Here is a 23,314-nt window from a genome sequence, read left to right on the forward strand (position 1 = left end):
TTATGGGAGGAGGAAGATTTAGTAACGAAGCTTACGAACATTTAAGAAGATCTAAAGGATATCAAAACAAATCTCGCGAAGAGATATTTACCGCAAGAAACATCGATCCAGAAATGGATCCAGCAAAAGCACTTGTACGCGAATCTAGAGATTCTGAAGAGCATCCGGAGTCCCTTTCTATTATCGTAGGTTTAGATGTGACTGGCAGTATGGGCTTTGTGCCTGAGCTCATAGTAAAAGAAGCTTTGCCAGATCTTATTGGTTCCCTTATGGAAGCCGGTATAGAACATCCTCAAGTACTGTTTATGGGGCTTGGCGATTTTGTGTACGATAGTGCCCCGTTGCAAGTAGGTCAATTTGAATCTTCGGCAGAATTGTTAGACCGCTGGTTAACCCGCGTATATCTAGAAGGAGGCGGTGGCGGTAACAATCAGGAAGGCTATAACCTGGCACATCTCTTTGCTGCCCGACATACCGCAATAGATTGTTGGGAAAAAAGAAAACAAAAAGGCTTTTTATTTACGATAGGGGACGAACCTGTATTTAAAGAGCTTCCGGGAGAAATTATTCGTAAATATACCTGTTCCAATGAAGCTGCAAGTATTAGTACGGAAGCAATTATTAAAGAAGCACAAGAAAAATACAACGTGTATCACATTCATTTAGAACATAATGAATGGTCTAAAAAGGATGTGCGAAAAGGAAACTGGAAAGAATTGCTGGGGGAAAACTTTATCGAATTATCCGATTATAAACGCGTAGCCAAGCGTATTGCTGAAGTGGTGATTCAAAATCATTTGCCTACTACAACATCTTCAGGAAACACCAGTTCGTCGCATTCAGGTATTGACGTAGAAAATATGCTATAAATGCCAAAGTGCAGCATAGTTATAGATTTAGGTTTTGGCGATGCCGGAAAAGGGGCAACCACCCATTTTCTGGCATCACAACAACCCGAAGAAAGTTTGGTGGTTCGCTTTTCAGGAGGACATCAGGTGGGACATACTGTATCTACCGAAAAGCTCGAACATACCTTTAGTAATTTTGGGTCGGGAACGTTGCAGGGTGTTCCTACCTACTATAGCGAGCATACTACGCTTTTTCCACCAGCCATTTTGCAAGAAGGGAATTACCTGGAAGCCTACCAACCCAAGTTGTATGTGCATCCATTGGCTAAGATCACGACCATGTATGATATTGCCTATAATCGAGCTGTAGAAAAACAGCAAGGTCACGGCTCTTGCGGTTTAGGTTTTGGGGCGACTATAGCCCGGAATCAGGATGAGGTTTATTTCTATGCGAACGATTTACAATTTCCGTGGGTAATTCAGCAGCGCTTACGGAGTATTCAGAACTTTTACCAAAGCAAAATAGCCCAGCAACCTCAAGCGGTTCAAGAGTATTATGTAAACGAATTGCAGCATTATGAGGAAGCTTATTTTATAGAAAGCTGCCTTAACATCAAGTCTTTTTACGAGATCGCGCAATTAGCGCAGCTTTCAGACACTTATCAGCATTTTATTTTTGAAGGCAGTCAGGGTATTTTGTTAGATACCCAACATGGTTTTCATCCGCATACGACGTGGAGTGCAACCACTTCTAAAAACGCTATTGAGCTTATGTTAACTGAATTGAGCGATGTCCAGATCACTATGTATTACGTGACCCGTTGTTACCAAACCCGGCACGGCAACGGCCCGATGAGCAGTACAACTCCCGTAAGGTTAATAAATAACGATCATGAAGCCAATGTAACCAATGAGTTTCAGGGGGAGTTTAGAACGCGTGTTTTGGATCCTAACTTGCTTAATTATGCATTGAGTTGCGATGCCATTCATCAGCAAGACCTATCCATTACCAAAAATTTAGTCGTCACCTGTTTAGATCAGTTGCCTGATTTTTCCGTAGAACATTTACTAGAGCAACTTTCCATTTCGTTTACCAAAGTCTACGGCAGTTTTGGTCCTCGTCTGGAAAACATAAAAGTGCTCAAGTAGTCTGATTTTGGTATAATCAAATTCGGGAGACTGAGTGAAATCTTTGTAAAAGATTTTGTATCGAAGTTTCCATTTTGCTAGCATTTCGATAAAAATTTTCCTTGAAAATTCACTCCATGACCCAAAATGCCTGTAAAAAAATTAAATCCAACTCCGGTTAACGTCGCTCATCAAACGCTTTTTGGACTTCCTAATTTCCAAAATCACCTTTTTCAGGGATAAATTTTAAGCTATTCTACCATAATTTCGTTTTACAAAAATGAAGTTATGATGAAAAGTATAATTGCCTATAAAGAAGATATCAATCAAAAGAAGTGGAACGATTTTCAGTTTGAACCTATTCAAATAGAAACATTTCCAGAGCTTAAAGATCCTGAAAGTTATAAGAACAGCTTTACTTTTAGGGATTCATTACTACAAGCTTTTGCAGAAATTTCAGGTAAAAAAGTGATGAAGCTCTTATTTGTAACTCCTAATTATAGTACCAATACTCATTTTTACGGCATTGCATACCTAGAAACTAAAGAGATATTCACCGCTGAAATTCAGCAAACTGAAATTTTTACCCAGTGGTTTGATGCTATCCTTGATGAAGATGATGATAAAACAGATGCTAAGTTGTTTCATTTTTCTAAAAGCAGTTATAGTTACAGCCCAATAAATGCTAAAAAACACGAACAGATTTTTGAAATCACAGGAGAATTTATCACCGATGCGATTCCGAATGCATTTATTGCGGAACAATTAGCCCAAGAAAAAGCCGATTTTATACAACCTTTTATTCAGTTAGCGGCCGATTATGATTTTGAAACAATCAAAGCAAATTTTGAAAAACTGGTCGCCAAAAATGCGTGGAAGGTGATTCCCCCAACCGATAATCAACAAATATATGATGAATTTGAAGCGGAAGCGGGTTTTGCAGTTCCGCAACTGCTTAAAGATTTTTTAAGCCTCCACAACGGTATTGAAAACACCCGTTTTTTTAGTGCAGCATCTATGCTAAAAGAGTGGAGAGACTGGCAAAGCGTATATACCGAATGGACGCAGGAAGAATTGTTAGATACCTACAGTACCAATGAAGGGAAGACGTTGTTGATGTACACCACACCCTATTGGATTCCATTTTTCGATTTGTACAATGGTAATTTTATAGCTTTAGATTTTGCACCTACAGAAAAGGGAATTCCCGGACAGGTCATACGCTTTGGTGCTGATCAGGAAATTGGGTATCAAGAAGCCGAAAGTTTAAACGCCTTTTTAGAAGAACTATTAGATTCTGAGGAATTTGAAGACGAATACTAAGCCTGCTTTACCGATCAAATTCAATAAAAATAGGCGTCAATTTTCACAACTTAGCCAGTGTGAACTCCAAATAAAATAAACTTAAAATTGTGGATGATAATTTGAATAACGCGAGTGCTTCAGCACTATTTAAAGATCAAATTTTACCCAAGCTGGATCTTTCAGATTTAGGAACTGCCGAGCATCAAGCTTTACTGCAGGTGTTGGAATTGTTGAATGCTGAAGATTCTCGTTCTTATTTAGAACTAAAAAAAAGTCTAGAAAATCAAGCTATAACTCCTGACTTTTCAGCAGCTTTATCCCAACAAATTTATCATCATCCTGAAATTTATGCCGATGAAGCTCAGGGCTTTGATTGGGTAGCTTCTTGGCTTCCTTTACTGAAAAACGGATTTTTTCCGGATGAACAGCATACCGAAAAACTGCTTGAATTTCTTTATTTTGGATTGGCATTTTTACAGTCAGAAAAAATTTCAGAAGAAACGCAAGCACAAGTTTTTGAAGTCTTTTCTGTATTGATTCATAGTAAATCTGAAGCTTCCTTACCGGTAGCACGTTTTTTACTCCACCGGGCTTTTGATCTTCGCGATTACCAGACGTCGCATTTTTTGGTGCAGCAGTGTTTAAGCTCCAAATTATTAACAGAAACCTATTTTGCCAAAGACGAGAACGAAGTTTTACAGGAATTCCCATTTAGAATTAACGACATTTTTGTTGAACATTTTTATAAAGGCAGTTGGGAGTTGCTCTTGGAAAGTATGCATCAGGTTTTACCGGTAAGTATACCAGGTAAATCGGGAGCTTATGAAGTCCTTAAACCTTGGTTAAGCGAGGAGTTGGCGTCTTTTTATGCAGCAAATGATGATTGGGCAATACATGCCCATCAACACTTAGTTGAGCGCGTACTTTTTACAGAAGATGAAAGTTTTGATTATCTGAATCTTCACACCGCAGCGGGGAAATATCCGTTGATTACTGCGTTTGCCGAGAAGGAATGGGACGAAAGTGACGTGTTGCTATTCAGTTTAAAAGATAAAAACATTCCTTTAGAACAAACAGAAGCAGGCTTTTACAAACTGCAAGATTGGTTATTGGCCAATAACAGAACCAATTTTAACAGGGAGGTTTTTGATAATTACGGGAAAGCCGTCTTCGCGGTAAATAGTGCCCGTGAATTGCCGGTAAAGTCAATTTCACTTTGGTTTGAGATGTGCAATGCTACTCAAAATAATTTGCGACAAAAAGCCTATTTCAATGAGGTGTTTTCGCATTTGCTTACAGCTTGGCAAACCAAAAAATTACCCTTAATGAGCAAAGAAGGGAATGCGTTTCAAGTCACCGGGATATATGTGCTTACTCATGTGTTGGGTGAGCTTACTCCCCTTAAAGACTGGTTGCCTGCCTATCAAGCTTCAGGCCTGTCAGATCCATTAAATCAGTTTTTACTACTTTGTTTTTACGATTCTCGCAGCATTTTAAAAGAACATATCAGTGAAGAAAGTAGCGCTGTTTTATACGATTATCTAATAAGCATAGCCTATTCTGCAAGAGAAACAAAACCCTATTTACGAGAAATCGGAGTAAAGCTTTGTGTTGAAATTTTAACGACAGTTTACAAGCATACCGAAACCTTTGCCCAAGTGAATGAGATTGCATCATTAAAGAATCTTCACAGCAGCGTTGTCGCCCAATGCGAGGATTTTGCAAAATTTCATTACGTAAATGAAAAAACGGACTTGACGCCACAAATCATCCAAAGTTGGTATTTGTTTTTAAATGATTATTACTACAGCTTGGGGAAAGAATTTTTATGGGTAGATGCGGTATTGAGAAATCAGGGAGCGCGTTTAGCAGCTTATTTTAATGCAGAAGAGGAGGGAAGTTTTCCTGATGAAATACTGTATAGACTATATAAATTTTTAAAAATGTGTAGCAAACGTTCCGATTCCTATTCTGAATTGGGCAGCATAGGTTCAGCCATAGCGACGCATCTCAGTCATTTGCTGCAGGATTTAAAACCCGAGAAGTTGTCTAAAAATGTAGTGGAAATTTTATATAACTATATCAACGGTCCAGAGATTAATGCCTTCCATCAAATGCAATTAGAAAACGAGATTCTTCCGTTCTATGCCTATTATTTTCAGGAAGAAAAAACCACCGAAACAATAAGTGAGGAGGAGGAAGATGCTGAAAAACAAGAAGAAACAATTGATGATGGCGTCGAAGAAGAAACTGAAATAGAACCAGCAGCTATCACATTCGATTCTGAAGCGCCACTGAGTATACAAGTTTTAGAACAGTTGATTTTAGGGCTTTCCAACTACCAAAAATCCAGAATAGCTAGTAGTGTTTACAAGGCATATTTAGCGAAAAACGAGGCTGAACTAAAAGCCTTGTTAGAAGAAGATACCACACTTAAAATGAACTTTTATCAGGTATTGTATCTATTGATTATCGACCTAGAAGCCGCACCCGGTAGTGCTTATGAAGCCTATGGAAATCTGGGTAGAAGTCTTTTTGTGACGCTGGTCAAAGGTTCTACTATGGCGTTGAGCTATACACAAGGATTGGAAATGATGGCGGCCTCTGGTGCATATCCCGAAAAACTCTCTCAGGCTTTACAACAAGTAGTGACCGATTTAAATGAATAACCGATGAATACAGAAGAAATCACGCCCCAAATCCAGAAGCAATTGAACTTTTCAGCTTTGCTTTTAAAAAAGCATTCCAAAGAAGTAGATCTTGAAAGTTGGTTTGGCTTCAACCTGATTAACGAGTGGCACATTAAATCTGCGAAACGCCTGCTCAAGTATTACGGTATCCATTCAGGTTTGCATCTGCGTAGTGCACTGTTTGAATATGAAACGGGGATGAGAGTTTCTGCTCCTTTTGAAAAGTTAGCAGCGAGCTTGCGTCAGGATACCACCAGCAGTTTTGAAACGAAATACAACGCCCTGAATAATGTTACCCAAGAGCATCAATATACGCTCGCGTGGAAATATAGATTTAGCCTAAAAGATCAAAAACTAAAAGGCTACGAACTTGCAAAATACGTGTTCTTGATGCGTTTAGGAGGGATTTTAAATTATATGGAATTAGAGGAGATTACTTTACGCTTAAGTGATGTAGAAGTGCTTCTTAAAAATACATTTGATAGCTGGGGAGCCTTTCACCGCAATGTGTGTATTGGAGATGAATTTATGAACGGACGCGGCGAGCAGGACGGAAGCTCCTATCCCGGAATATTAACCCTTTGGGAGTGTTACCAGCGTATGCACATCAACTATCCCCAATGGTTTAAAGAATGGTAATTATGGAATTGACACGAGAAGAAGTACTAAAACATATTGCAGCGGCCGAAGAAGCCTATACCCATCGACTGAATCATCAATTAGAATCGCACATTGTGGTGATTCAAGAGAATTTTGATGTGTTAGGGGCACAGGATCAAGCCATTTGTATTCGGTTTTATCGTTTGTATATGCGCTTTCTAACGCTTTTTGAAGCGGTAGATGTAGCCACGATGCAAACCTACCTGGAAGCCTTGGAAAATGAAGGCGTGGTAGAAGCGTCAGATTATGAACTGATCTGCAGTTTTTACCATAAATGTCCACAAGAATTGTATGAAAAAGCACTGATGGCGTATTCGTATAACGAAACCTTACACCTTCATTATGCCTTGAAATTGAAGCACGAGCAGCGTTTTGATGAAGCTGTAGAGGTGCTTAAATACGTTTTAGAATGTTATCCGGGAGCTACCGAAGTGCGTTTCCTGTTATGGGAAATCGAACAGGAATATTTAGATGAATTACGCCATGCTGAACAAGAAGTTGACGCAACAGCGCTACTTGATTTGGCTTCAGCTACGCACAACACATCTGTATTAAAAGGCTTGGAGCTGGACCCGCGATTATCAAAAGCCGAAGGCTACCACGTTCAAATTCAATTGGCCATCTGGCAAAATAGATCGGTAGAGGTTCGGGACCAATGGCGTGGGGAGTGGAAGTTTGTAGAATTGGAAGACAAAACCCGCAACCTACTGGCCGATTATGCCAAAGCCTTTATGATGTATGATATGGTTGCTGAAGTGTTGCCATTTCCCGAAGCTCCTGAGTTTCCAACCGAAGATTTTAACGATTTTTCAGCCTATAGAGCCTATATGGAAGCCCTTACCAATGCAGGTTGGCAACGGGCACAGCATCACTATTTACTCATAGGGAAGTCCTGTTATTTCTATTCTAAAGACTTGAAGAAAATGGCTTATTGCTTGCAACAAGGTTTAGAATTGCATCCTAAAAATCCGTTATTGTTGGAATTGAAGGGGAAATTCTTCTTCTTTCAAGCCGAATATCCACAAGCAGCAGAAGCCTTTAATGAAGCCTTTAGACAAGGCCTTTCAGCCACCGATTATTTACAAACTTTAATGGATTTGAATGATCGGGTAAATGACCCTAAGGGTATTTTACAAGTGGTCAATCAATTTCATCAGCGGCATTTTCCCAATGCTAAAAGCACGTGTTTTAGAGGAATAGCATTGATCAAACTGGGGCTTGTAGCAGAAGCCTTAAGCGTTTTTAATGAAGGGATTGAAGATTATCCGCAGTCAGCATTTCATGCCTGGATGTACTACTGGCGCGCGGTGATTCATCGAAAAAATAAAAATTACGAGCTTTTCTTTCAGGACATCGAACGCGAAGTGCAGTTTTACGAATTGGGAAGCAGCGATTACTGCAATTCCATGAACCTGAGTATGGAAGTGCTTTTTGAAATGGGCGATTATGAAAAATGCTACCAGTATGCCTGTTATAGCCACGAACAAGGTCGATTAGATCCAGAACTTTATCCCGTATTTCAGTGGTTGTGTTTTTATGACTTTAAAGAAAATCCCGAGGGGCTTCGTCCCGCCTCAGAAGGTGATTTGGTTCCCGATCCCGAGACGTATATTGATTACCGAAACAATGGCTTGGTGTATTGGATTATAGGAAACGAGACCGCAGCCGCAAAGTCTCTGATGGCTGCAGCGCAAAATTCACCCAATGCAGGCGTCTATTATAAGTTGGCGTTTAGCGTTTCACGAGAAGCTTTAGATCACCAACTGAGCCTGGACATTTATGAGGAATTAAAAGCAGAGGTTCCCGAAGCCCGAACTTGGGAAGTAGATCATCCCTATCCCGAGTTACTGAGTGCCGCCAAGCATTATAAAGAATCGACAGCAGCCTGTTTAAATTTAATAGCCTCTTATCCTTATCGTGCTTTTTTCGATTATCCTCGAGATATTAATTATCTTGCACAAGCTCTTAAAAAAAGTGCCCAAGGAGCAGAAAATATGACCGATTTTATAAGATATAGTTCGATGCTCTTAAGCACAGAAAATCCAGAGGAAAACCATTTAAAAGAGCATCATCAAATGGTGGAAGATTCTTATAAAGAAGATTTATTTTTGCAACATAATTTATTGGCTATGGCTTCTAATTTTGATGTTGAATTTACCGAAGAGGAATTAAAGAAGCTCAAAGTCATTAGAACTGAACTTATACAAAACTATTTTGGTTAATACTTTCGAGAGAGTGAATGAAAAAATAACGGTATTAAAAAAATACATTCTAGGTATTCTCTGTTTATTATTGAGCTATACATCCGGTTTTAGTCAGCAGAAAACTCAAATTCATGCGATTGATTCTCTTTCAACAGTTTATAGAAGCACTTTATATAGTCAACCTAAAATAGCTAAAAAAGCAGCTCTAGCTTGGTTGGAAGAAGCAAAACAAACCCATAATAAATTACAACAAGCACAAGCACATTATGCTTTAGGTAATTTAGGGAATATTACCGGTGAATATAAAAGCACCGTTAGCAATACTCAGCAAACCATAGCTATTTTAGAAGAATTAGATAGCCAAAACGGATTATCTGCAAGTTATAATTTATTAGCACTTGGGTATAAAAATATGGCAGAATATCCTAAAGCAATGGATAACTTTCTGAAATGTTTGCACTTTGCTGAAAAAGAAAACAACAAAGAGGAACAAGCTAATGCTTACCAAAATATATCCACTTTATATATTCTACAGAAAGATTATAAAAAGGCTGCAGAGAATTTAGATCGTGCAGCTGCTCTTTTTCGAGAATTAAAAGATGATGATGGAGTGCTAACTACCTTATTTAATTTCGCAAATATTTTAAAAGAACAAGGTAAATTTGATGAAGCCCGAAAACATTATCAAACTGTATTAAAATACAGAAAGCGAGAGGGAAATAAAGCGGTAATTGCATATGTGAATATTAATCTTTCACAAATGTTGGTAGATGAAAAAAAGTACCAACAGGCGATAGTTGCTTTAAAAAAGACAGAAAACCTATTAGAAGCTCTTCAATTTAAATCAGATATTGCGATTGTATATAATGATTTAGGACTTTGCGAAAGGAAATTAGGCAAAACAAAACAAGCTATTTTTTATTTTGAAAAAGCTCTAAAGATAGGTGAGGAGCAGACTTTGTTGCAGTATAATTCCGAAATTTATACCAATATTTCGCACTTATATCAAGAACAAAAAAATTATAAAAAAGCTTTAATATTTTATCAAAAATCGGTTAAGGCAGAAGAGCAGCATAATACCCTTAACAAAGAAAAATATGTAGCAAAGCTTCAAGAGCGTTACGAAACACAACTTAAAGAAGCTCAAATCAAATTACTAGAAAAAGAGCAAAAATTAAGCGATTCAGAATTGCAAAAAGCAGCATTAAAAGCAAAACGGCAACTTGTGGTTAGAAATGCTTTTATCGGCGGTTTTGTATTAGTGTTAATCGTATTAATTTTATTGCGTCTTTTCTATATTCAGCGGTTGCGTATTCAACGGCAGTTAAGTTCTCAAAAAGAAGAAAATTCAAGGCAGCAAATCAATCAGCTTATGAAAGATCATAAATTGGCAGTGATTGAGCGTTACCAAAAAGGACAAGATGAAGAACGAGAACGTTTAGCGCGAGAAATACATGATGGTATTGGCAGCGATTTGGCCGGAATAAAAATGGCGTTTGAAAACTATGTGGAAGATCATCCTAAAGATCCACAAATTAAAAGAATTTTAACAGGTATTCATAATGCTTGTTTAGATGTAAGAGGACTTTCACACCAGTTGCATCCTTTGGCATTTTCAGAAATAGGGTTTAGTAGTTTTCTTAAAGATTATATTCATCAAATTAGTCAGAAAAAATCACTATCTATTCAAAGCTTCTTTTTTCCGGAAGAAGAAATCGATAAATTAGCTGAAGATTTTTTAATAGATGTTTACCGAATTGTACAAGAATTGGTGAATAATATTATAAAGCATTCCAAGGCAACTCAAGCCGAAGTACAACTTACTCAACATGAAGATCATTTAAATATTCTTATTGATGATAACGGAATAGGTTTTCAGAAAACAAAAAAACAAGGTATCGGGCTTCGAAATATTAAAGAACGCTTACAAAATATACAGGGAACCATAGCGATTGATACCAGTAGCGATAGCGGAACCTCTATTACCATTAACATTCCTATTAAATAAAAGATTGTGAAGAAGATAAACCTTATTATAGCAGACGATCATTTAATGTTTTTAGAAGGGCTAAACACCATTTTGCAAGACATGCCTGAAATTGAAGAAATACATTTAGCTACAGAAGGAAAACAAGTATTACGTTTGCTAAATCAATTTAAAATTGATCTGGTAATTAGTGATATTAGTATGCCAAAAATGGATGGAATAGAGCTACTGAAAGAAATAAAAAAGAAGCATGCTGAGGTGAAAATAATAATGTTAAGTATGCTCGACAATCACCGTACGGTACATAAAGTGATTCAGAAAGGAGCGCAAGGTTTTGTACCCAAATTTACTAGTAAAGAAGAACTGCAAAAGGCGGTACGTACTGTTATAGAAGGAGAACAATATTTTTCAGATATTATCAAACAACGGTATATGGAGAGTGTTTTTGAACGTAAAAAGTATAAAAATATAGCACTTTCTCCGCGAGAAAAAGAAGTATTAAAACTATTGGCAGAAGAGTTGACTTCTAAAGAAATTTCAGAAAAACTATTTATTTCAGTTAATACGGTAGAAACACACCGTAAAAATATTCTATTAAAAACAAGTTCTAAAACCACAACTGGAGCGGTAAAATATGCTATCGAATCGGGCTTGTTTGATGATTGATACTCTGAGCCTGTCCAAGGTTAGTTGAGTACAAGCAATTACTTAATGACTATTTTGTGTAATTTTCTTTGTTTATATTTTCTTTTCGTAGCTATTAATTTATATCTCAAATCATCATAGAATAAACTTATTAATAAGATAACCACTCCTAAAATAAGCGTGTTTAACCTCAAGTCAATTCTTGAATAAAGAAATCCGCCGATTATTCCACCAAGGAAAAAGAAGGAGATTATATACATACGAAGTTTAATAGTCGCTTTAATTTTTTCCCTATGTGAATGATATTCACGAAAGAATAGTTGTGATAATTCAATCCCTAAATCTGTGAACAGTCCTGTTAAATGTGTTGTTCTTACCACAGCATTTGAAATTTTTGTCACAAAAGAGTTTTGATGTCCCATAGCAAAAAGTAATAGGCAGATAATGAGATCAGGGTATTTTATTTCACCAGTATTGCTTATGATCGCAATTGATGATAAAATGAGACATTCAATTAGTGTTGGTAAAACAAAAACATTAAGTTTTTTATTTTCTTTCAATTTTTCGATTAGGAAACTTGATGAAAAAGAACCAAAGAGAAATGAAAAAATATAAAGAAAATAAACTGTCCCTTTCCAAAATTCAAAATTGGAAACATCATTCATAAAGAGTGCAAAATGACCTGTCACGTTTGTAGTCAGTTGCTTAAATTCTAAAAAACCCGTAACATTTACGATTCCAGAAACAAAAGACAAAATCGAGGCCAGTCGTAGGTTATGTTTTAATGTTCTACTCTTACCTTGGTGTCTAAACATTTTATTTTCATTTCGTTCGTTTTGCCAAATTCTATACACAACATATGTCATAAACCAACAAGTTGTGTTAGCGCCATTTTAGTTTAAGTACTAAGCTAACCGATTTTTTTTAATCTTAAGAGAAATATGCATCCAGTTTGGTATAGATTTCAGTAGATGTGTGTTAAAACCATCTCAGGCTAGGTTCTTTATTCTTGCTAAGAAACTCCATATTTAACAGGTTTCTATTACTCGATAATCGAGATTTAAATGCTTTGAGGCTTTTCGCGTTCTAAACATGTATTGTTCAGTTAAATGCTTCGCGGGCCTGCCTTTATCGGCAGACAGACTTCGCCCGAAGTCGTTTACTCCTCCAATAGCTTATTGGCTTTTTGATATGCTGCTATTTTTGTGATCAACCTTTTATGCAGGTATTCGTTTTTGTTTTGAAGTGTCAAGGCTATCTGTTGAGCCTCTTTGCAGTACTGGGTAATCTTGTCTTTACTCCAATGTTTAGGCGGACTTTGTAAGTTAGTAATTCTGTCTGCTATTTTAACCAGTCCCACTTCTTTTTGAAGCGCATTTATTCTTGTTAAGCAGTCCGTCATTCTTTCGGTTTTGGATAGCAGTTTATTGTCTTTGGTCAATGCCTGAACAGCTTCAGCTATAGGTTTACCAAATTCAGTTTTCAGATCTTTAAAATCGGTGGTCGTATCTTCAAGCGTATCGTGTAACACAGTGACTTGAATGGCAAAATCAATATCAAAATTTGGATTAGTAGTATAGGCAACAAAGATTTCCATCGCTACATTGGAGATGTGCAACAGGTAGTTGGCATTTGTTCCTGGGACTGTTTGTGCACTGTGCTTTTCTCTGGCAAATTTCATAGCTTTTTGATATAATTCCTGTATCATCGTCATTTAATTTTTAGTAGCTTTTGTACTTGCTGCATCAGGCTTTTTTTAGTTGGTTAAGTTATCTACCAATGGGTAGGAAACGGAAGCTCTGTTTTTATAGTTTTCCAATAGGACTCAAAAGAGTCTAGGTTCGCTATGGGAGTCAATTCAGTACGGATAATGTGATACGTTTCAGGATTGAAATACTGAAAAATAACCGCTGTTACCGGAGCCATCGAGCGCTTAACAAGAGTATCATCAGTTTCAGATGCATCACTTAAAAACTGAATCCAAACGGCCTCTTTAAAAGTATCTGTATTCACATAAACCTTACTTGCAGGGTGTATTTGGTATGGATGATCGAGTTGTTTTAAATAATAGGTCGTTTCTTTTTCAATGCTTTTTTCGATCAACTTGTAATCTTCTGCTTGCGTATTCAGACTAAAAGAATTCAACTTCCAGTGCTCATTTTCTTCAGAAGTGGTTTTGGCTTGTAAAACAGCAGTGGAGTAGGGAGGTGTTTGTATGTTGAATTCAAAATAATTGGAGCTCAGCAGATCACTTTTGTGGGTGTTCATCCTTGCGATTAAAGTAGTAAGCGTTTCTTTAAGACGCTCTGGAGTAGGCGTGTTTTTAAACCGAAGTTGCGCGCTATAGTAGTCAAAATCTAATGCTATGCCTTGCTTTTTTAAATCAACAATCATACCTTGCTTGATGCGGTAATCGGTTTCCACTTCGTTGTACTGTTCCTGAATGGATTGTGTTTGAAAGCCGCCCTGCTTAAGCGAATCTTTTTCGTTCATCAATTTAGCGTCAAAATGTAAACCAAACCGAATTTCGGGTGTTTGCTCATCAAAAATTTCCACACTAAACATATTGGGGTTCATATTTCCTTCGTTCCAAAACCGGGTTAGATTTGTAAAACCTAATTTTTGTTTGGTGTGTTGCTCCAAATATTGGCTAAGTGTTTTAGCAGCTTTGTCTTTACTCATCCCTCCAAACAATCGTGCACAAGAACTGAAACAGGCTAAGGCGATGGGAATTAGAATGGTGATATAAATTATATTTTTCATGAATTTTAAATTTAAAGAAATACTAATCTAACGTATAGCTAAGGTAACAACATCACGGAATTCCGTGAGATTTCATATTCATTAAAACAGGTCATTTTTTTAAACAGATTCCATCATACATTTGAAGTACTAATTACAATAAAAAAATTATGGGGTTACAAGAAAAGAAAACAGCAAAAGCAATTGAAGATCAATATTTAGCAGATTATCAAAAAGAAATTAACGAAATTGTAGGTAAAGAAGTACCTGTAAATATCAATTGGGACACTTTTGAACTTGATTTTATGAAGTTTGTTCCTAGCGTGTGTTTACAACGTCTTACCGATGCTTTTAAAGAAGTTTGTACTGATGATATGGGAAAAGAAGCGGTGCAAGAAAGCATTAATAGTGTAGAGGTTTATTGTATACCTAATGAAGGAGCAGAAGAGAAGAAAGAATTAAAAATAGAAGATGGTGTGTTTTCTCTTACAGCTTGTTGGGGTGGTCACCACAGTGGTTATTTCTCTGATTTGGTTATTCGTGAATATTTAGAAAATAACCTATAATCAATTAAGTTTATAAAGTTATAGAAAAACGGAAAGCTGATAAGTCTTTCCGTTTTTTTATTTCTTAAACATTTTGATAATTAGTTAATTAATTATAATCGAAATAATTAATTCTTAGTTTTAGTTGAGCACGTTTGGCTAAATCTATCAAATGCTTAGTGCTGATACTTTTTCCATCCCAAAATGCTATTAAAGCATCGGCATATTCGGCCATTTCTGCATTTCGTCTGTATCCTGCACTTTTACCGTATTTATTCCAATTTGCCGGAAATTGCTTGATGGCGTATCCCTTAGGTTGTGCATATTTTTCTTCCAATTTATCAGCGCCATTTGCTGTGCCGCTTACAATTTCAACCTCGACTTGTTTACTTATCTACAAAACTGAGCAAGTTTTTTGTAATTGTTAAAATTTCTTCCTCCTGCAACAATTACTTTCATAGGCTACTTCTATTAAAAAATTGCTGTAAATGAAGATAAGCCATAATATATGACTCATCTATAATTTTTGAAATATAAAATAGGAAGTACTAGCTCATTTTTACTTCATTAATAACAACTCCTATTAATTGCGCTGCAAAATACCCGCTTTGTTGATAGCCGCTATCATCGGTAAACGATTGGCTGTAGCTGTTTAGAATAGATTTTTTAAAATTGAGAGTTAGATTTGGATTTTCTTCATTTTTATAGAAGATTTTTATAATACCAGACCAATCGCTAGGGTAGTTTGCAATCCATTGTAAAAAAATATTGTCTGGCTCATCAGTATTACAGCCCGAGATGTTTACATCTATTCTTCTTTCAGACTCATTATTTAAATCGTAAGCAGTATAAATGTTGTAATCAAATTGCTTCAAGGTGTATTTGTTTTGAGTATTTTTATCTTTGTTTAAAAGGAGTTCAATACGGTCTATTTCTTTATTTGGTAACATAATTTAAAGTTTAGGAGGTTATAAATTCTTTTCGATTTCGTTTTGAAGTTCGGTTTTACGCAACACGCTCTTCCAGCCTTTTTCAATATTGAAACTAATGCTAAGCACTTGCTTATTTAATTCAACTTTATTAGCTTCTGTAAATTGAAAATTAACAGTAGCTATATTTTCTGAAAAAGCTTCTTTTGCGAGCTTATTTTCAGCAAGCGTACTTATAGTTTCTTGCAATAACTGAATCGCTTTTTTAGCATATAATTTTTCAGTATCGCTTGGGTTTTCTCCAGCATCATAGTTAATAGTCAATTCATTACCTAAAGCTTCTTGAAGTGCTAAAACGGCAGTCTTAATCTCTTTTTTTAATTGAAGCTGCGTTGGAACGTCTTTAGGATCGGGCGTAAAGGGGATTTTTCCATCAGATAACAGGTGTACGTAATCTTTTACGTTTTGTAACATAATACACGAAATGCTATGAAAACTTACATATTGTAGATCAGCCTCGTTATCGTACCAATTTCCTATTAAAACTACCCCTTTATCGGCATCGTAGTTTATAAAATATCCAGAAATAGTGCCATCTGTATTGCTAAAGCTAATCTTTGGCATATTTGGTTTCTCGCGTTTACGCTCGTTGTCTGCAACTTCCTGAAGTATTTTTAAAATCTCACTCGTCTCTATAACTGGTAACTGCAACATTGTTTTAAAGTCCATGGTGTATCAATTTAAGTTCATCACAAAGTTGCGTATTAGGACTGTTGAATTTATACCAGTATTCCGTGAAATTTAAGATTCATTTTAATTATTTTTGAATACAAGTACTTCTTAAAAAATTCATAAACCCTGAAAACAGGGGGTATTTAATTTTAGAAAATCAGTTCTTTTGGGTTTGAGTTATAATTGAAAAAAATAACAGCAGTCTTATGTTGGCTGTAACTACTAAAATCGACCAAAAGAAAAAAGGTACAATAAGATGAGGCCGTATAGTATCGTTTACCCATCGCGATCATGCTATACGCCCGGTTGCTTGTTTTGAGTACGGTTTTTAGTACCAATGATAGAAAGAATAAAAAAATGAAAAGTATCCCAAATCTTAATTACTCCATTTTCTTACTAGTTGTACTATTGTTTTTAAATGCTTGTGATAGTGCTAAAAACGTATCCTATAAAGCGATAAATAATGCTAAAACCTTTACCGATACAGTAGCATTCGATAAAAGCTCTCGTTTTTTTCAAGGTATCGCACGGGTAGAAAAAGACAGTAGCAGTTATTTTATCAGAACAAACGGAAAACGAGCTTTTAAAAATTTACTACAAGAATTTCATCCATTAGACAGTGTTTCCGCTGCTAATAATGGAATGGTGAGGTCTTATCGAAATGAAGAAAAAATAATGCGCATTGTGCAGGTTGATAACGGAAACTATGGAATGTTGAATGATTTAGCAGAATGGGTATTGCAACCAAAATATGATAGAATCGAATTTCTATACGATCGCTATTTAAAAATAGAAAGAGATGGAAAAATGACTTATGCAGATTCTTGGGGTAAGTTATTGGTTCCATTAAAATACGATACGGTTCAGATCATCTCTCCTCGCTTTTTTGATGTAAAGAAAAATGAAAAATGGGGTATTTATGATGCTGAAAAAGAAAAGGTGATCATCCCTTTTGAATATGATGATTTTGATTACTGCAGTGGTTGTGGGAAGAAGTCCGATTATTTTTATGCTGAAAAAAATGGAAAATGGGGCGTTATCAATCTAAAGAATGAAGTGTTGGTGCCTTTTAATTATGAACACATCCATTCAAATATGCGAAGTGACGAGTGGGTTGCAGCATTTAGAAAAGAAGGAAAAAACGTAATTATAAATATTCCGCAGCAAAAAGAATTTGCAGCCCCTGAGTATGATAGCTTTCAGATTGAAAACGGACATTTAATAGCCGCAAAAACCATAGATAATCAACGTTATTATGGCGTGATTAACCGCAAGGGAGAAGAAGTCATTCCTTTTGAATATTCAGGAATTTATAATTCGTACTCAAGCTTTCAATCGGGGCCTTATTTATCGATTAAAAAAGATGAAAAATTTGGAATTATAGATACGTTGGGCAAGGTTATAATTCCGCCAAGTTATAAAAGCCAATTACGCGTGCAAGGTCATTATTTTATTAGTAGAAAAAACCGTAAAGTTGGTGTACTTAATCAGGAGAATAAAGAAGTATTACCTTATGATTATGATGAGATTATCATAATTGATATGGAGACTGCCGAGAATAAAACTGAATCTATTTTTAAACTAACAGCCAATGAGAAATATGGGTTTTACTTTCCAAAAACCGGTAAACTTATTCGCCCAGAATATAATAAAATCAAGTTTTTAAGCAACGAGCAGCGCACTCCTTATGTTTCTAGAGCCAAAAGCAAAGGATTAATTAGCTTAGAGAAAGACGGAAAGACTAAATTTTACAATCTAAATACCCATACTATGATTGCTGATAATTATGTTGATTTTAGATTTCTGCCACATCAAAAAATGCTTGTAAGAAAAGAGAATTATGGTGATCAAGGTCTTTATGATTTAAAAGAAGATACGTTAATCCTACCGATAAAGTATGAATCTATACAGGTTTTTAGAGATCAACCTAAGCTTATAAAAGTAGTAAAAGATGTCGGGAATAATCAAATGCAAGTAGGTCTTATGGATGAGGAAGGTAAAGAAGTACTTCCGGTAAACTATGCGGAGATCGAAGCATTGGATGCATCTACATTTTTACTGCACAAGAGAGACAGTTTGTATTACAGCTATTCGGTTGAAGATCATAAAAAAGAAAAACTTCCTTTTACAAAAGTGATTTTAAATGACAGTACTTCCTTATGGAGCGTTCAAAAAAACGAAAAAATGTATCTGTATGATTATAAACGAAAAAAGCTTTTACTTAACAAGGGTTATTCGAAAATTCAGCAATTGAAAAATGGAAATTTTATCGTAATTCAAAAAGATAGCGCCAATCAATTAAAATTTGGGTATGCCAATGCAGATGGAAAACTTATTGTTCCAGTAGTTTACGATACAAAAGAAACTCTATTCTATCCAATTCTTGAATTCGAGCGCTATCTCCTGTTGTTAAAAGAAGATAAAGCTACAGGAAAAATGCTAGAGGGTTTTGCATCTTTTGAAGGAAAAATTCTAGTTCCTCCTCATTTTGATAAGGTGTATCCTGAAGAAAACGGAAATGGCTTTTTAACCATCAAGAATAACCGCTACGGCGTTATTACCGCTGATGGAAGAGAACTATTAAAACCCTTGTATATCATTGGGATTTACGGCCGTTTCAATAGTCGTACACAAGAAATGAGCTTTAAGTTTCCGGTACCTTTTGAGCGCGAAGGCGTCTGGAAATTTATGAATGAAGATGGAACCATAGTACCTATAAAAGCCAAGGATTTGATTTTGTTTCAATAGAAAATCACTGAAAACAGGGTGTATTTTTATACCAAGAAATTAGTTCTTTGGCTTTATAAATAATGCTAAACTAAAAACCACAAAAAATAAAAACATGCTTTTTAAACAGATTAAAACTATAATGCTCTTTTCTCTTATTTTTTATAGTGCCTTTAGCACTGCTCAAAACAAAGAGTTTGTGGGATCTTACACGCATAGTGAGATGGAGCTTGCCGAACAAATCCATATTTTGGCTTCGCATCGATTTTCTTGGCAACAAGTATATGGTGCTAGAAATACCGATTTTAGAGGAAAATGGACTACCAAAGGTGATACAATAGTATTAACACTAGATCCTATGCCAGATAATAAAACCCTAGATCAATTAGAGGCTGTTTTAAGCTTATCGGGAGATTTAAGTGTTACGAAACTTAATAATAAAAGTTATTCTAAACCTAAAATATTTAAGCGTTCTGAATATAGTTTATCTCAAGAAGTAGCAGAAGAATTGGCGCAACCCATAGATTATTCTAACGTAATTGCAGAAAAAAATAGCCAATTAGAAAAACAAAAAGAAAAAGCACAAAAACGCTTTAAAAAATTGAATGAAGAACGAAAAAAATTCGGGAAATACCACGGTTTTTTTAAAAATGACGAAACTGATTCTCCAGTAATTTTAGCGTTGAGTGCTAAAAGAAAACGATTTTTATTTTCACCTGTTACAGAAAATGGTCCTGTACGGTATTTTAAAGGAACATTTACGGTGAAAAACGATACGGCTTATGCAACCACCAGTGCTGATCAAGATGAAATAAAACTTTACGGAGCTCATTCGGGAGGTATTGAAGGAAAACAACTGGTGATCTACTTTAGAAAACTCGACTCTAAAAACATACGCGTAAAAAGTGGTAAACGTTTTGACGAATCTACTTTTATTTCTTTTGAAAAGTTTAAAAAAGAAAACGATAGTGTTCGCTCTTTACAACTAAAAAAAGGAGATAGCTTGTGGATAGCTATTGGTGAAAAAGAAGCGCATAGTTATAGTTTTTCACTTAAAGATCCAAATTACAATCAGCTATTGGTGCAACCCAATTATGGTCAGGTAGAAACCTGGGTTGAAAAGCCTATTTATGTTACCGATGAAGATAAAATTCATTCCCTTTACGAGGGGAAAGTTACTTTAAAGCTAACACTTCCAGAGCGTTTATACCCACCATTATCCCCGATGCCGTCTTATCCAAGATTTCAAGAAACTAGATACTTTCCTATAGATCGACAACAGCTTTTTAAACTTCAGAAAGAATAAAGATACTTGAAGATAGATATGATATTCAATAGTTAGTGAACACTATATCTAAGATTTTCAATACTTGATCTTTTTCAGTTATAGTATACGTTCCTTTTCCAGAAACCGGAATGGTTTTTATATAATTCATTCCGGTATTATAGGTTTCTTCTATTTTTACATCAAAAGAGAATTTGGCATTTTTAAACTGAAAAGTTTTGTTCGTCTCATTGATCCTAAGTGCTTCTGCAGCCAGTTTTACCTGCCAAATACTTGGCGCATAATTACCCAGCTCTTTTTCTACGAGCAATTTAGACCAGCAGCTGTGCATATTGCATATTAAGTGAGCTAACTCTTTTTTCATCTTAATAGTAATCGGCACTAAAAAGGAAGGAAAGCTTTTTATGACTGAACTCTTTTTTGATTTTCGTGTAATTGGGAGTGATCAAATTTTGATAGGTTTTAGATGATATGTTACTACCACTAAATTTAGAAATAAAGTATTTCACCTCCTTCAATTTTAGTTTCTGAAAATATTCAGGAATAGCATGTTCAAACGTACAACCATTAATTCCTAAATACTGTAGATGTTTTAAATCAGCAATCCATTTAGGGAAATCGACAAAATGTATCCTTTCCAAATAGAGGGTTTCTAAATTAGAAAACTCTTTAACATACTCCGGGAGTTTCTCAATTTTATGATGTGGATTAAAATCAATAAGATCCAAGCTGGTTAAACTTTCTGGTATTGTTGTAATATCATCGCCTACGCCCATTAAATGAAGGCGCTGTAAAGCTGTAAATTGATTAAGTTGAGCATAAGCCTTTTTATCAAAAGAGTAACATAACGTAACCTCTAAATCTTTTAGTTTGGGAGCCTCTAAGGCTGTTAACGATGATACCTTTGTACGCGATAGGGAAAGCTTTTCTAAATGAGGAAGCTGTACTGCAGGAAAATCTTCTATAACCTGGTTGTTTTCAATTGAGAGCGCTTGTAAATTAGGCATCTGCTGAAGCAATTCTTTTACATTTTGCGCTTTATAATAGCCTAATTCTAATCCTTGTAATTGAGCAGCAGGGTGCACATTAAGTGCAGCTTCGCTTTCTTTTTGATTTTCTATAAACAGTTTTTCTAATTGAGGACAGTGTTTTAAAATATCTTTTATAGCTGCTGTTGACCAAATAACCTGTAGTTTTTTCAAGTATTCTGGCTTAGGAAAATAGGACGAATAATCTGTTGTAGGGTCTGATGTTTCATTATATAAAGATATATCTAAGCTAGCGGCAACAATCTTACTAAAAAATCCCACCATATTAGTGATGCTTAGCGTTTGAAATAAAGCTTTTTCAGTTTGTATTAATTTTTCTCCGGGAACAAGTTCCTTAATACTTAGAATGTAGAGGTTATTAATCTTTTGAGGAAGTTTATCACTTTCAATAACTAAGTTAGGACATCGTTGAATTTCTAAAGAGTCGAGCAGGTCTATATTCTTTAGGTGTTCAGGCAACTTTTCTATATCAGAATTCCATATTTTTAGAGTAGATAAGTTTGGGCAAGCATCAATATTTGTCAATAATGAATCATATTCATCCACTCCAAAACAAGCAATAGTTTCTAACGCTGGTAAACTTTCAAAACCTGAAGGATAGTTAGAAAATTCTTTAATTCGATAAAGTTCTATTTCCTTTAAATTCGGAAAGCTTTCAGGATGTTGTAGTATATAAGCCAGGTAGTTTGCTCGATAGAGCATCAATTTAGAAACCTGTAGAGCTGCACCAGTATATACGATTTTTATTGAATCATCTAATTGGATAACACCTATATTTGACATAAATACACAGGTATCATCAACTTCTTTAATTTTGGGCAAATACCTAAACTGTACTTTTTTTAGTGTTTTTAAGTGATGGATGTTATCGGGAATTTTGGAAAGATTAGGACAATCAAAAACCTCTATTTCTTCTAATTCTTTCAAGGAAGAAAGATCTGGTAAGTTTTTTAAATTTTCTAAATCTTCTAATTCCAATATTTTGATAGAAGTTGGAAGTTTTAATTGATCAATATTTGTAGTGGTTAAGCCTTCTAGTTTTAAAGTTTCAAGGTTGCTCAGTTGCTGCAAGTCGGTTGGCATTTCTAAGGTTACCGTTTCTCCTTCTTTAGCCTGATCAATAGTAAGCTCCTTAAGTTGCTTTAATTGACTGAAATATTCTGGAAACTGTTTTAAATATGGGGTTTTTAGCGATATGATTTCTAAGTCCTTAAAGTTACTGAAAGAATCAGGGAGTACTTTATACGGTCCCTTAATGTCAAGCGTCTTTATCGCGCTTAGCGTACCAAACTCTTCTGGGATGCCACTCGCAAATACATTGGTTATGTGTAAGGCAGTTATGCCTTGAAGTCGTAAAATAATAGAAGGGACTTTACTGATTTTTTTAGCAACGCTTTCTTCACTTAAAAAGAAGCGTGTATACCCCAGCATATTGTATAGCTTGCCAATAGGAAAATCTGAATCTATAGATGCAAAATGTACCAGAGTGCTGATAATTTTTCCGGTATTATCTAATTTTTCAGGAAGCTTATTGCGGGTTTTAAAAGCTTTGATTTGTGCTTTGCTACCATGCTTGGTTAAGATTTCTGAAATTTCTTCTGCAACTTCTTTATTTCTGTAGAGTTTACCTATTATGAAAAGTTCATAAAGGCTATCCTGTGGATAGTTACTTTTTTCTTGAAGATGTTTGTAGTAGGAATCTATATGGTTAAGACTAAATTTCATAGCAATTTTATGTTTCAGTAGGGAATTATTTTATTGGCACCGCCAAAGGGTTTAATATCCCGGGACTTGCCTTAAAATTGAAAATTTGTTTCCAATGAATACCTCGTCGTGGG

General features: G+C 35.5%; 19 protein-coding genes. 11 read left to right on the forward strand and 8 right to left on the reverse strand.

Annotated elements, in window-relative coordinates:
• Positions 1-2: 2 nt before the first annotated feature.
• From ACN0WI_RS10105 to ACN0WI_RS10140, 8 genes are all read left to right on the forward strand, one after another.
• Positions 3-869: a hypothetical protein gene (locus ACN0WI_RS10105; RefSeq protein ID WP_417886650.1), complete on the forward strand. Its 867-nt coding sequence runs from the start codon at positions 3-5 to the stop codon at positions 867-869.
• Entirely contained in the window at positions 870-1,997 is a 1,128-nt protein-coding gene (locus ACN0WI_RS10110) for an adenylosuccinate synthetase (protein ID WP_417886651.1), read from the forward strand.
• Between the two features lie 267 nt (positions 1,998-2,264).
• Positions 2,265-3,299, forward strand: coding sequence for an SMI1/KNR4 family protein (locus tag ACN0WI_RS10115; protein ID WP_417886652.1), 1,035 nt, complete (start codon positions 2,265-2,267; stop codon positions 3,297-3,299).
• An 89-nt stretch (positions 3,300-3,388) separates the two neighbouring features.
• Complete coding sequence (locus ACN0WI_RS10120; RefSeq protein ID WP_417886653.1) at positions 3,389-5,950, forward strand: hypothetical protein; 2,562 nt, start codon at positions 3,389-3,391, stop codon at positions 5,948-5,950.
• 3 nt (positions 5,951-5,953) lie between these two features.
• A complete protein-coding gene (locus ACN0WI_RS10125; RefSeq protein WP_417886654.1) occupies positions 5,954-6,610 on the forward strand; it encodes a DUF1266 domain-containing protein in 657 nt (218 codons plus the stop codon).
• Between the two features lie 2 nt (positions 6,611-6,612).
• Complete coding sequence (locus tag ACN0WI_RS10130) at positions 6,613-8,853, forward strand: tetratricopeptide repeat protein (RefSeq protein ID WP_417886655.1); 2,241 nt, start codon at positions 6,613-6,615, stop codon at positions 8,851-8,853.
• A gap of 13 nt (positions 8,854-8,866) precedes the next feature.
• Positions 8,867-10,843 carry a tetratricopeptide repeat protein gene (locus ACN0WI_RS10135; RefSeq protein WP_417886657.1) on the forward strand — a complete coding sequence of 659 codons (1,977 nt, stop codon included), beginning with the start codon at positions 8,867-8,869 and terminating at the stop codon, positions 10,841-10,843.
• Positions 10,844-10,849: 6 nt separating this feature from the next.
• Positions 10,850-11,488: a response regulator gene (locus ACN0WI_RS10140; protein ID WP_417886658.1), complete on the forward strand. Its 639-nt coding sequence runs from the start codon at positions 10,850-10,852 to the stop codon at positions 11,486-11,488.
• A gap of 38 nt (positions 11,489-11,526) precedes the next feature.
• Here ACN0WI_RS10140 and ACN0WI_RS10145 read toward each other — a convergent pair whose 3' ends face one another.
• The 3 genes from ACN0WI_RS10145 to ACN0WI_RS10155 form a co-directional block, all read right to left on the reverse strand.
• Positions 11,527-12,282 (reverse strand): YoaK family protein, encoded by a 756-nt coding sequence (locus ACN0WI_RS10145; RefSeq protein ID WP_417886723.1) that lies wholly within the window; start codon positions 12,280-12,282, stop codon positions 11,527-11,529.
• Between the two features lie 344 nt (positions 12,283-12,626).
• Positions 12,627-13,175, reverse strand: coding sequence for an HD domain-containing protein (locus ACN0WI_RS10150; RefSeq protein WP_417886659.1), 549 nt, complete (start codon positions 13,173-13,175; stop codon positions 12,627-12,629).
• Between the two features lie 65 nt (positions 13,176-13,240).
• Positions 13,241-14,230, reverse strand: coding sequence for a hypothetical protein (locus ACN0WI_RS10155; protein WP_417886660.1), 990 nt, complete (start codon positions 14,228-14,230; stop codon positions 13,241-13,243).
• Positions 14,231-14,379: 149 nt separating this feature from the next.
• On the opposite strand from ACN0WI_RS10155, the gene ACN0WI_RS10160 reads away from it, so the two are divergent.
• Positions 14,380-14,775 (forward strand): hypothetical protein, encoded by a 396-nt coding sequence (locus tag ACN0WI_RS10160; RefSeq protein WP_417886661.1) that lies wholly within the window; start codon positions 14,380-14,382, stop codon positions 14,773-14,775.
• 88 nt (positions 14,776-14,863) lie between these two features.
• Here the strand turns inward: ACN0WI_RS10160 and ACN0WI_RS10165 are convergent, their stop codons facing one another.
• From ACN0WI_RS10165 to ACN0WI_RS10175, 3 genes are all read right to left on the reverse strand, one after another.
• Positions 14,864-15,091 (reverse strand): hypothetical protein, encoded by a 228-nt coding sequence (locus ACN0WI_RS10165; RefSeq protein WP_417886662.1) that lies wholly within the window; start codon positions 15,089-15,091, stop codon positions 14,864-14,866.
• Between the two features lie 211 nt (positions 15,092-15,302).
• On the reverse strand, positions 15,303-15,704 hold the full coding sequence (locus tag ACN0WI_RS10170) for a hypothetical protein (RefSeq protein WP_417886663.1): 402 nt from the start codon (positions 15,702-15,704) through the stop codon (positions 15,303-15,305).
• Between the two features lie 18 nt (positions 15,705-15,722).
• On the reverse strand, positions 15,723-16,412 hold the full coding sequence (locus tag ACN0WI_RS10175; RefSeq protein ID WP_417886664.1) for a hypothetical protein: 690 nt from the start codon (positions 16,410-16,412) through the stop codon (positions 15,723-15,725).
• Positions 16,413-16,772: 360 nt separating this feature from the next.
• Here ACN0WI_RS10175 and ACN0WI_RS10180 point away from each other — a divergent pair, with 360 nt between their 5' ends.
• Together ACN0WI_RS10180 and ACN0WI_RS10185 are read left to right on the forward strand one after the other, a co-directional pair.
• Positions 16,773-19,163 carry a WG repeat-containing protein gene (locus ACN0WI_RS10180; protein WP_417886665.1) on the forward strand — a complete coding sequence of 797 codons (2,391 nt, stop codon included), beginning with the start codon at positions 16,773-16,775 and terminating at the stop codon, positions 19,161-19,163.
• 94 nt (positions 19,164-19,257) lie between these two features.
• Positions 19,258-20,448, forward strand: a complete 1,191-nt coding sequence (locus ACN0WI_RS10185; RefSeq protein WP_417886666.1) for a hypothetical protein — start codon at positions 19,258-19,260, stop codon at positions 20,446-20,448.
• A gap of 25 nt (positions 20,449-20,473) precedes the next feature.
• On the opposite strand, the gene ACN0WI_RS10190 is transcribed toward ACN0WI_RS10185, so the two are convergent.
• On the reverse strand, positions 20,474-20,791 hold the full coding sequence (locus tag ACN0WI_RS10190) for a hypothetical protein (protein ID WP_417886667.1): 318 nt from the start codon (positions 20,789-20,791) through the stop codon (positions 20,474-20,476).
• 1 nt (position 20,792) lies between these two features.
• Positions 20,793-23,201, reverse strand: coding sequence for a hypothetical protein (locus ACN0WI_RS10195; RefSeq protein WP_417886668.1), 2,409 nt, complete (start codon positions 23,199-23,201; stop codon positions 20,793-20,795).
• Between the last annotated feature and the right edge of the window lie 113 nt (positions 23,202-23,314).

Origin of the sequence: Zunongwangia sp., assembly GCF_048269745.1 — a bacterium.
In the GTDB taxonomy this organism is placed as follows: Bacteria; Bacteroidota; Bacteroidia; order Flavobacteriales; family Flavobacteriaceae; genus Zunongwangia.

Excerpts from the sequence above, each read along its gene's own strand:
- ACN0WI_RS10160 (WP_417886661.1), top strand. The coding sequence starts at position 14,380 with ATGGGGTTACAAGAAAAGAAAACAGCAAAAGCAATTGAAGATCAATAT.
- ACN0WI_RS10105 (WP_417886650.1), top strand. The coding sequence starts at position 3 with ATGGGAGGAGGAAGATTTAGTAACGAAGCTTACGAACATTTAAGAAGA.
- ACN0WI_RS10190 (WP_417886667.1), bottom strand. The coding sequence starts at position 20,791 with ATGAAAAAAGAGTTAGCTCACTTAATATGCAATATGCACAGCTGCTGG.
- ACN0WI_RS10145 (WP_417886723.1), bottom strand. The coding sequence starts at position 12,282 with ATGTTTAGACACCAAGGTAAGAGTAGAACATTAAAACATAACCTACGA.
- ACN0WI_RS10185 (WP_417886666.1), top strand. The coding sequence starts at position 19,258 with ATGCTTTTTAAACAGATTAAAACTATAATGCTCTTTTCTCTTATTTTT.
- ACN0WI_RS10155 (WP_417886660.1), bottom strand. The coding sequence starts at position 14,230 with ATGAAAAATATAATTTATATCACCATTCTAATTCCCATCGCCTTAGCC.
- ACN0WI_RS10180 (WP_417886665.1), top strand. The coding sequence starts at position 16,773 with ATGAAAAGTATCCCAAATCTTAATTACTCCATTTTCTTACTAGTTGTA.
- ACN0WI_RS10110 (WP_417886651.1), top strand. The coding sequence starts at position 870 with ATGCCAAAGTGCAGCATAGTTATAGATTTAGGTTTTGGCGATGCCGGA.
- ACN0WI_RS10150 (WP_417886659.1), bottom strand. The coding sequence starts at position 13,175 with ATGATACAGGAATTATATCAAAAAGCTATGAAATTTGCCAGAGAAAAG.
- ACN0WI_RS10125 (WP_417886654.1), top strand. The coding sequence starts at position 5,954 with ATGAATACAGAAGAAATCACGCCCCAAATCCAGAAGCAATTGAACTTT.
- ACN0WI_RS10170 (WP_417886663.1), bottom strand. The coding sequence starts at position 15,704 with ATGTTACCAAATAAAGAAATAGACCGTATTGAACTCCTTTTAAACAAA.
- ACN0WI_RS10195 (WP_417886668.1), bottom strand. The coding sequence starts at position 23,201 with ATGAAATTTAGTCTTAACCATATAGATTCCTACTACAAACATCTTCAA.
- ACN0WI_RS10175 (WP_417886664.1), bottom strand. The coding sequence starts at position 16,412 with ATGGACTTTAAAACAATGTTGCAGTTACCAGTTATAGAGACGAGTGAG.
- ACN0WI_RS10115 (WP_417886652.1), top strand. The coding sequence starts at position 2,265 with ATGATGAAAAGTATAATTGCCTATAAAGAAGATATCAATCAAAAGAAG.
- ACN0WI_RS10130 (WP_417886655.1), top strand. The coding sequence starts at position 6,613 with ATGGAATTGACACGAGAAGAAGTACTAAAACATATTGCAGCGGCCGAA.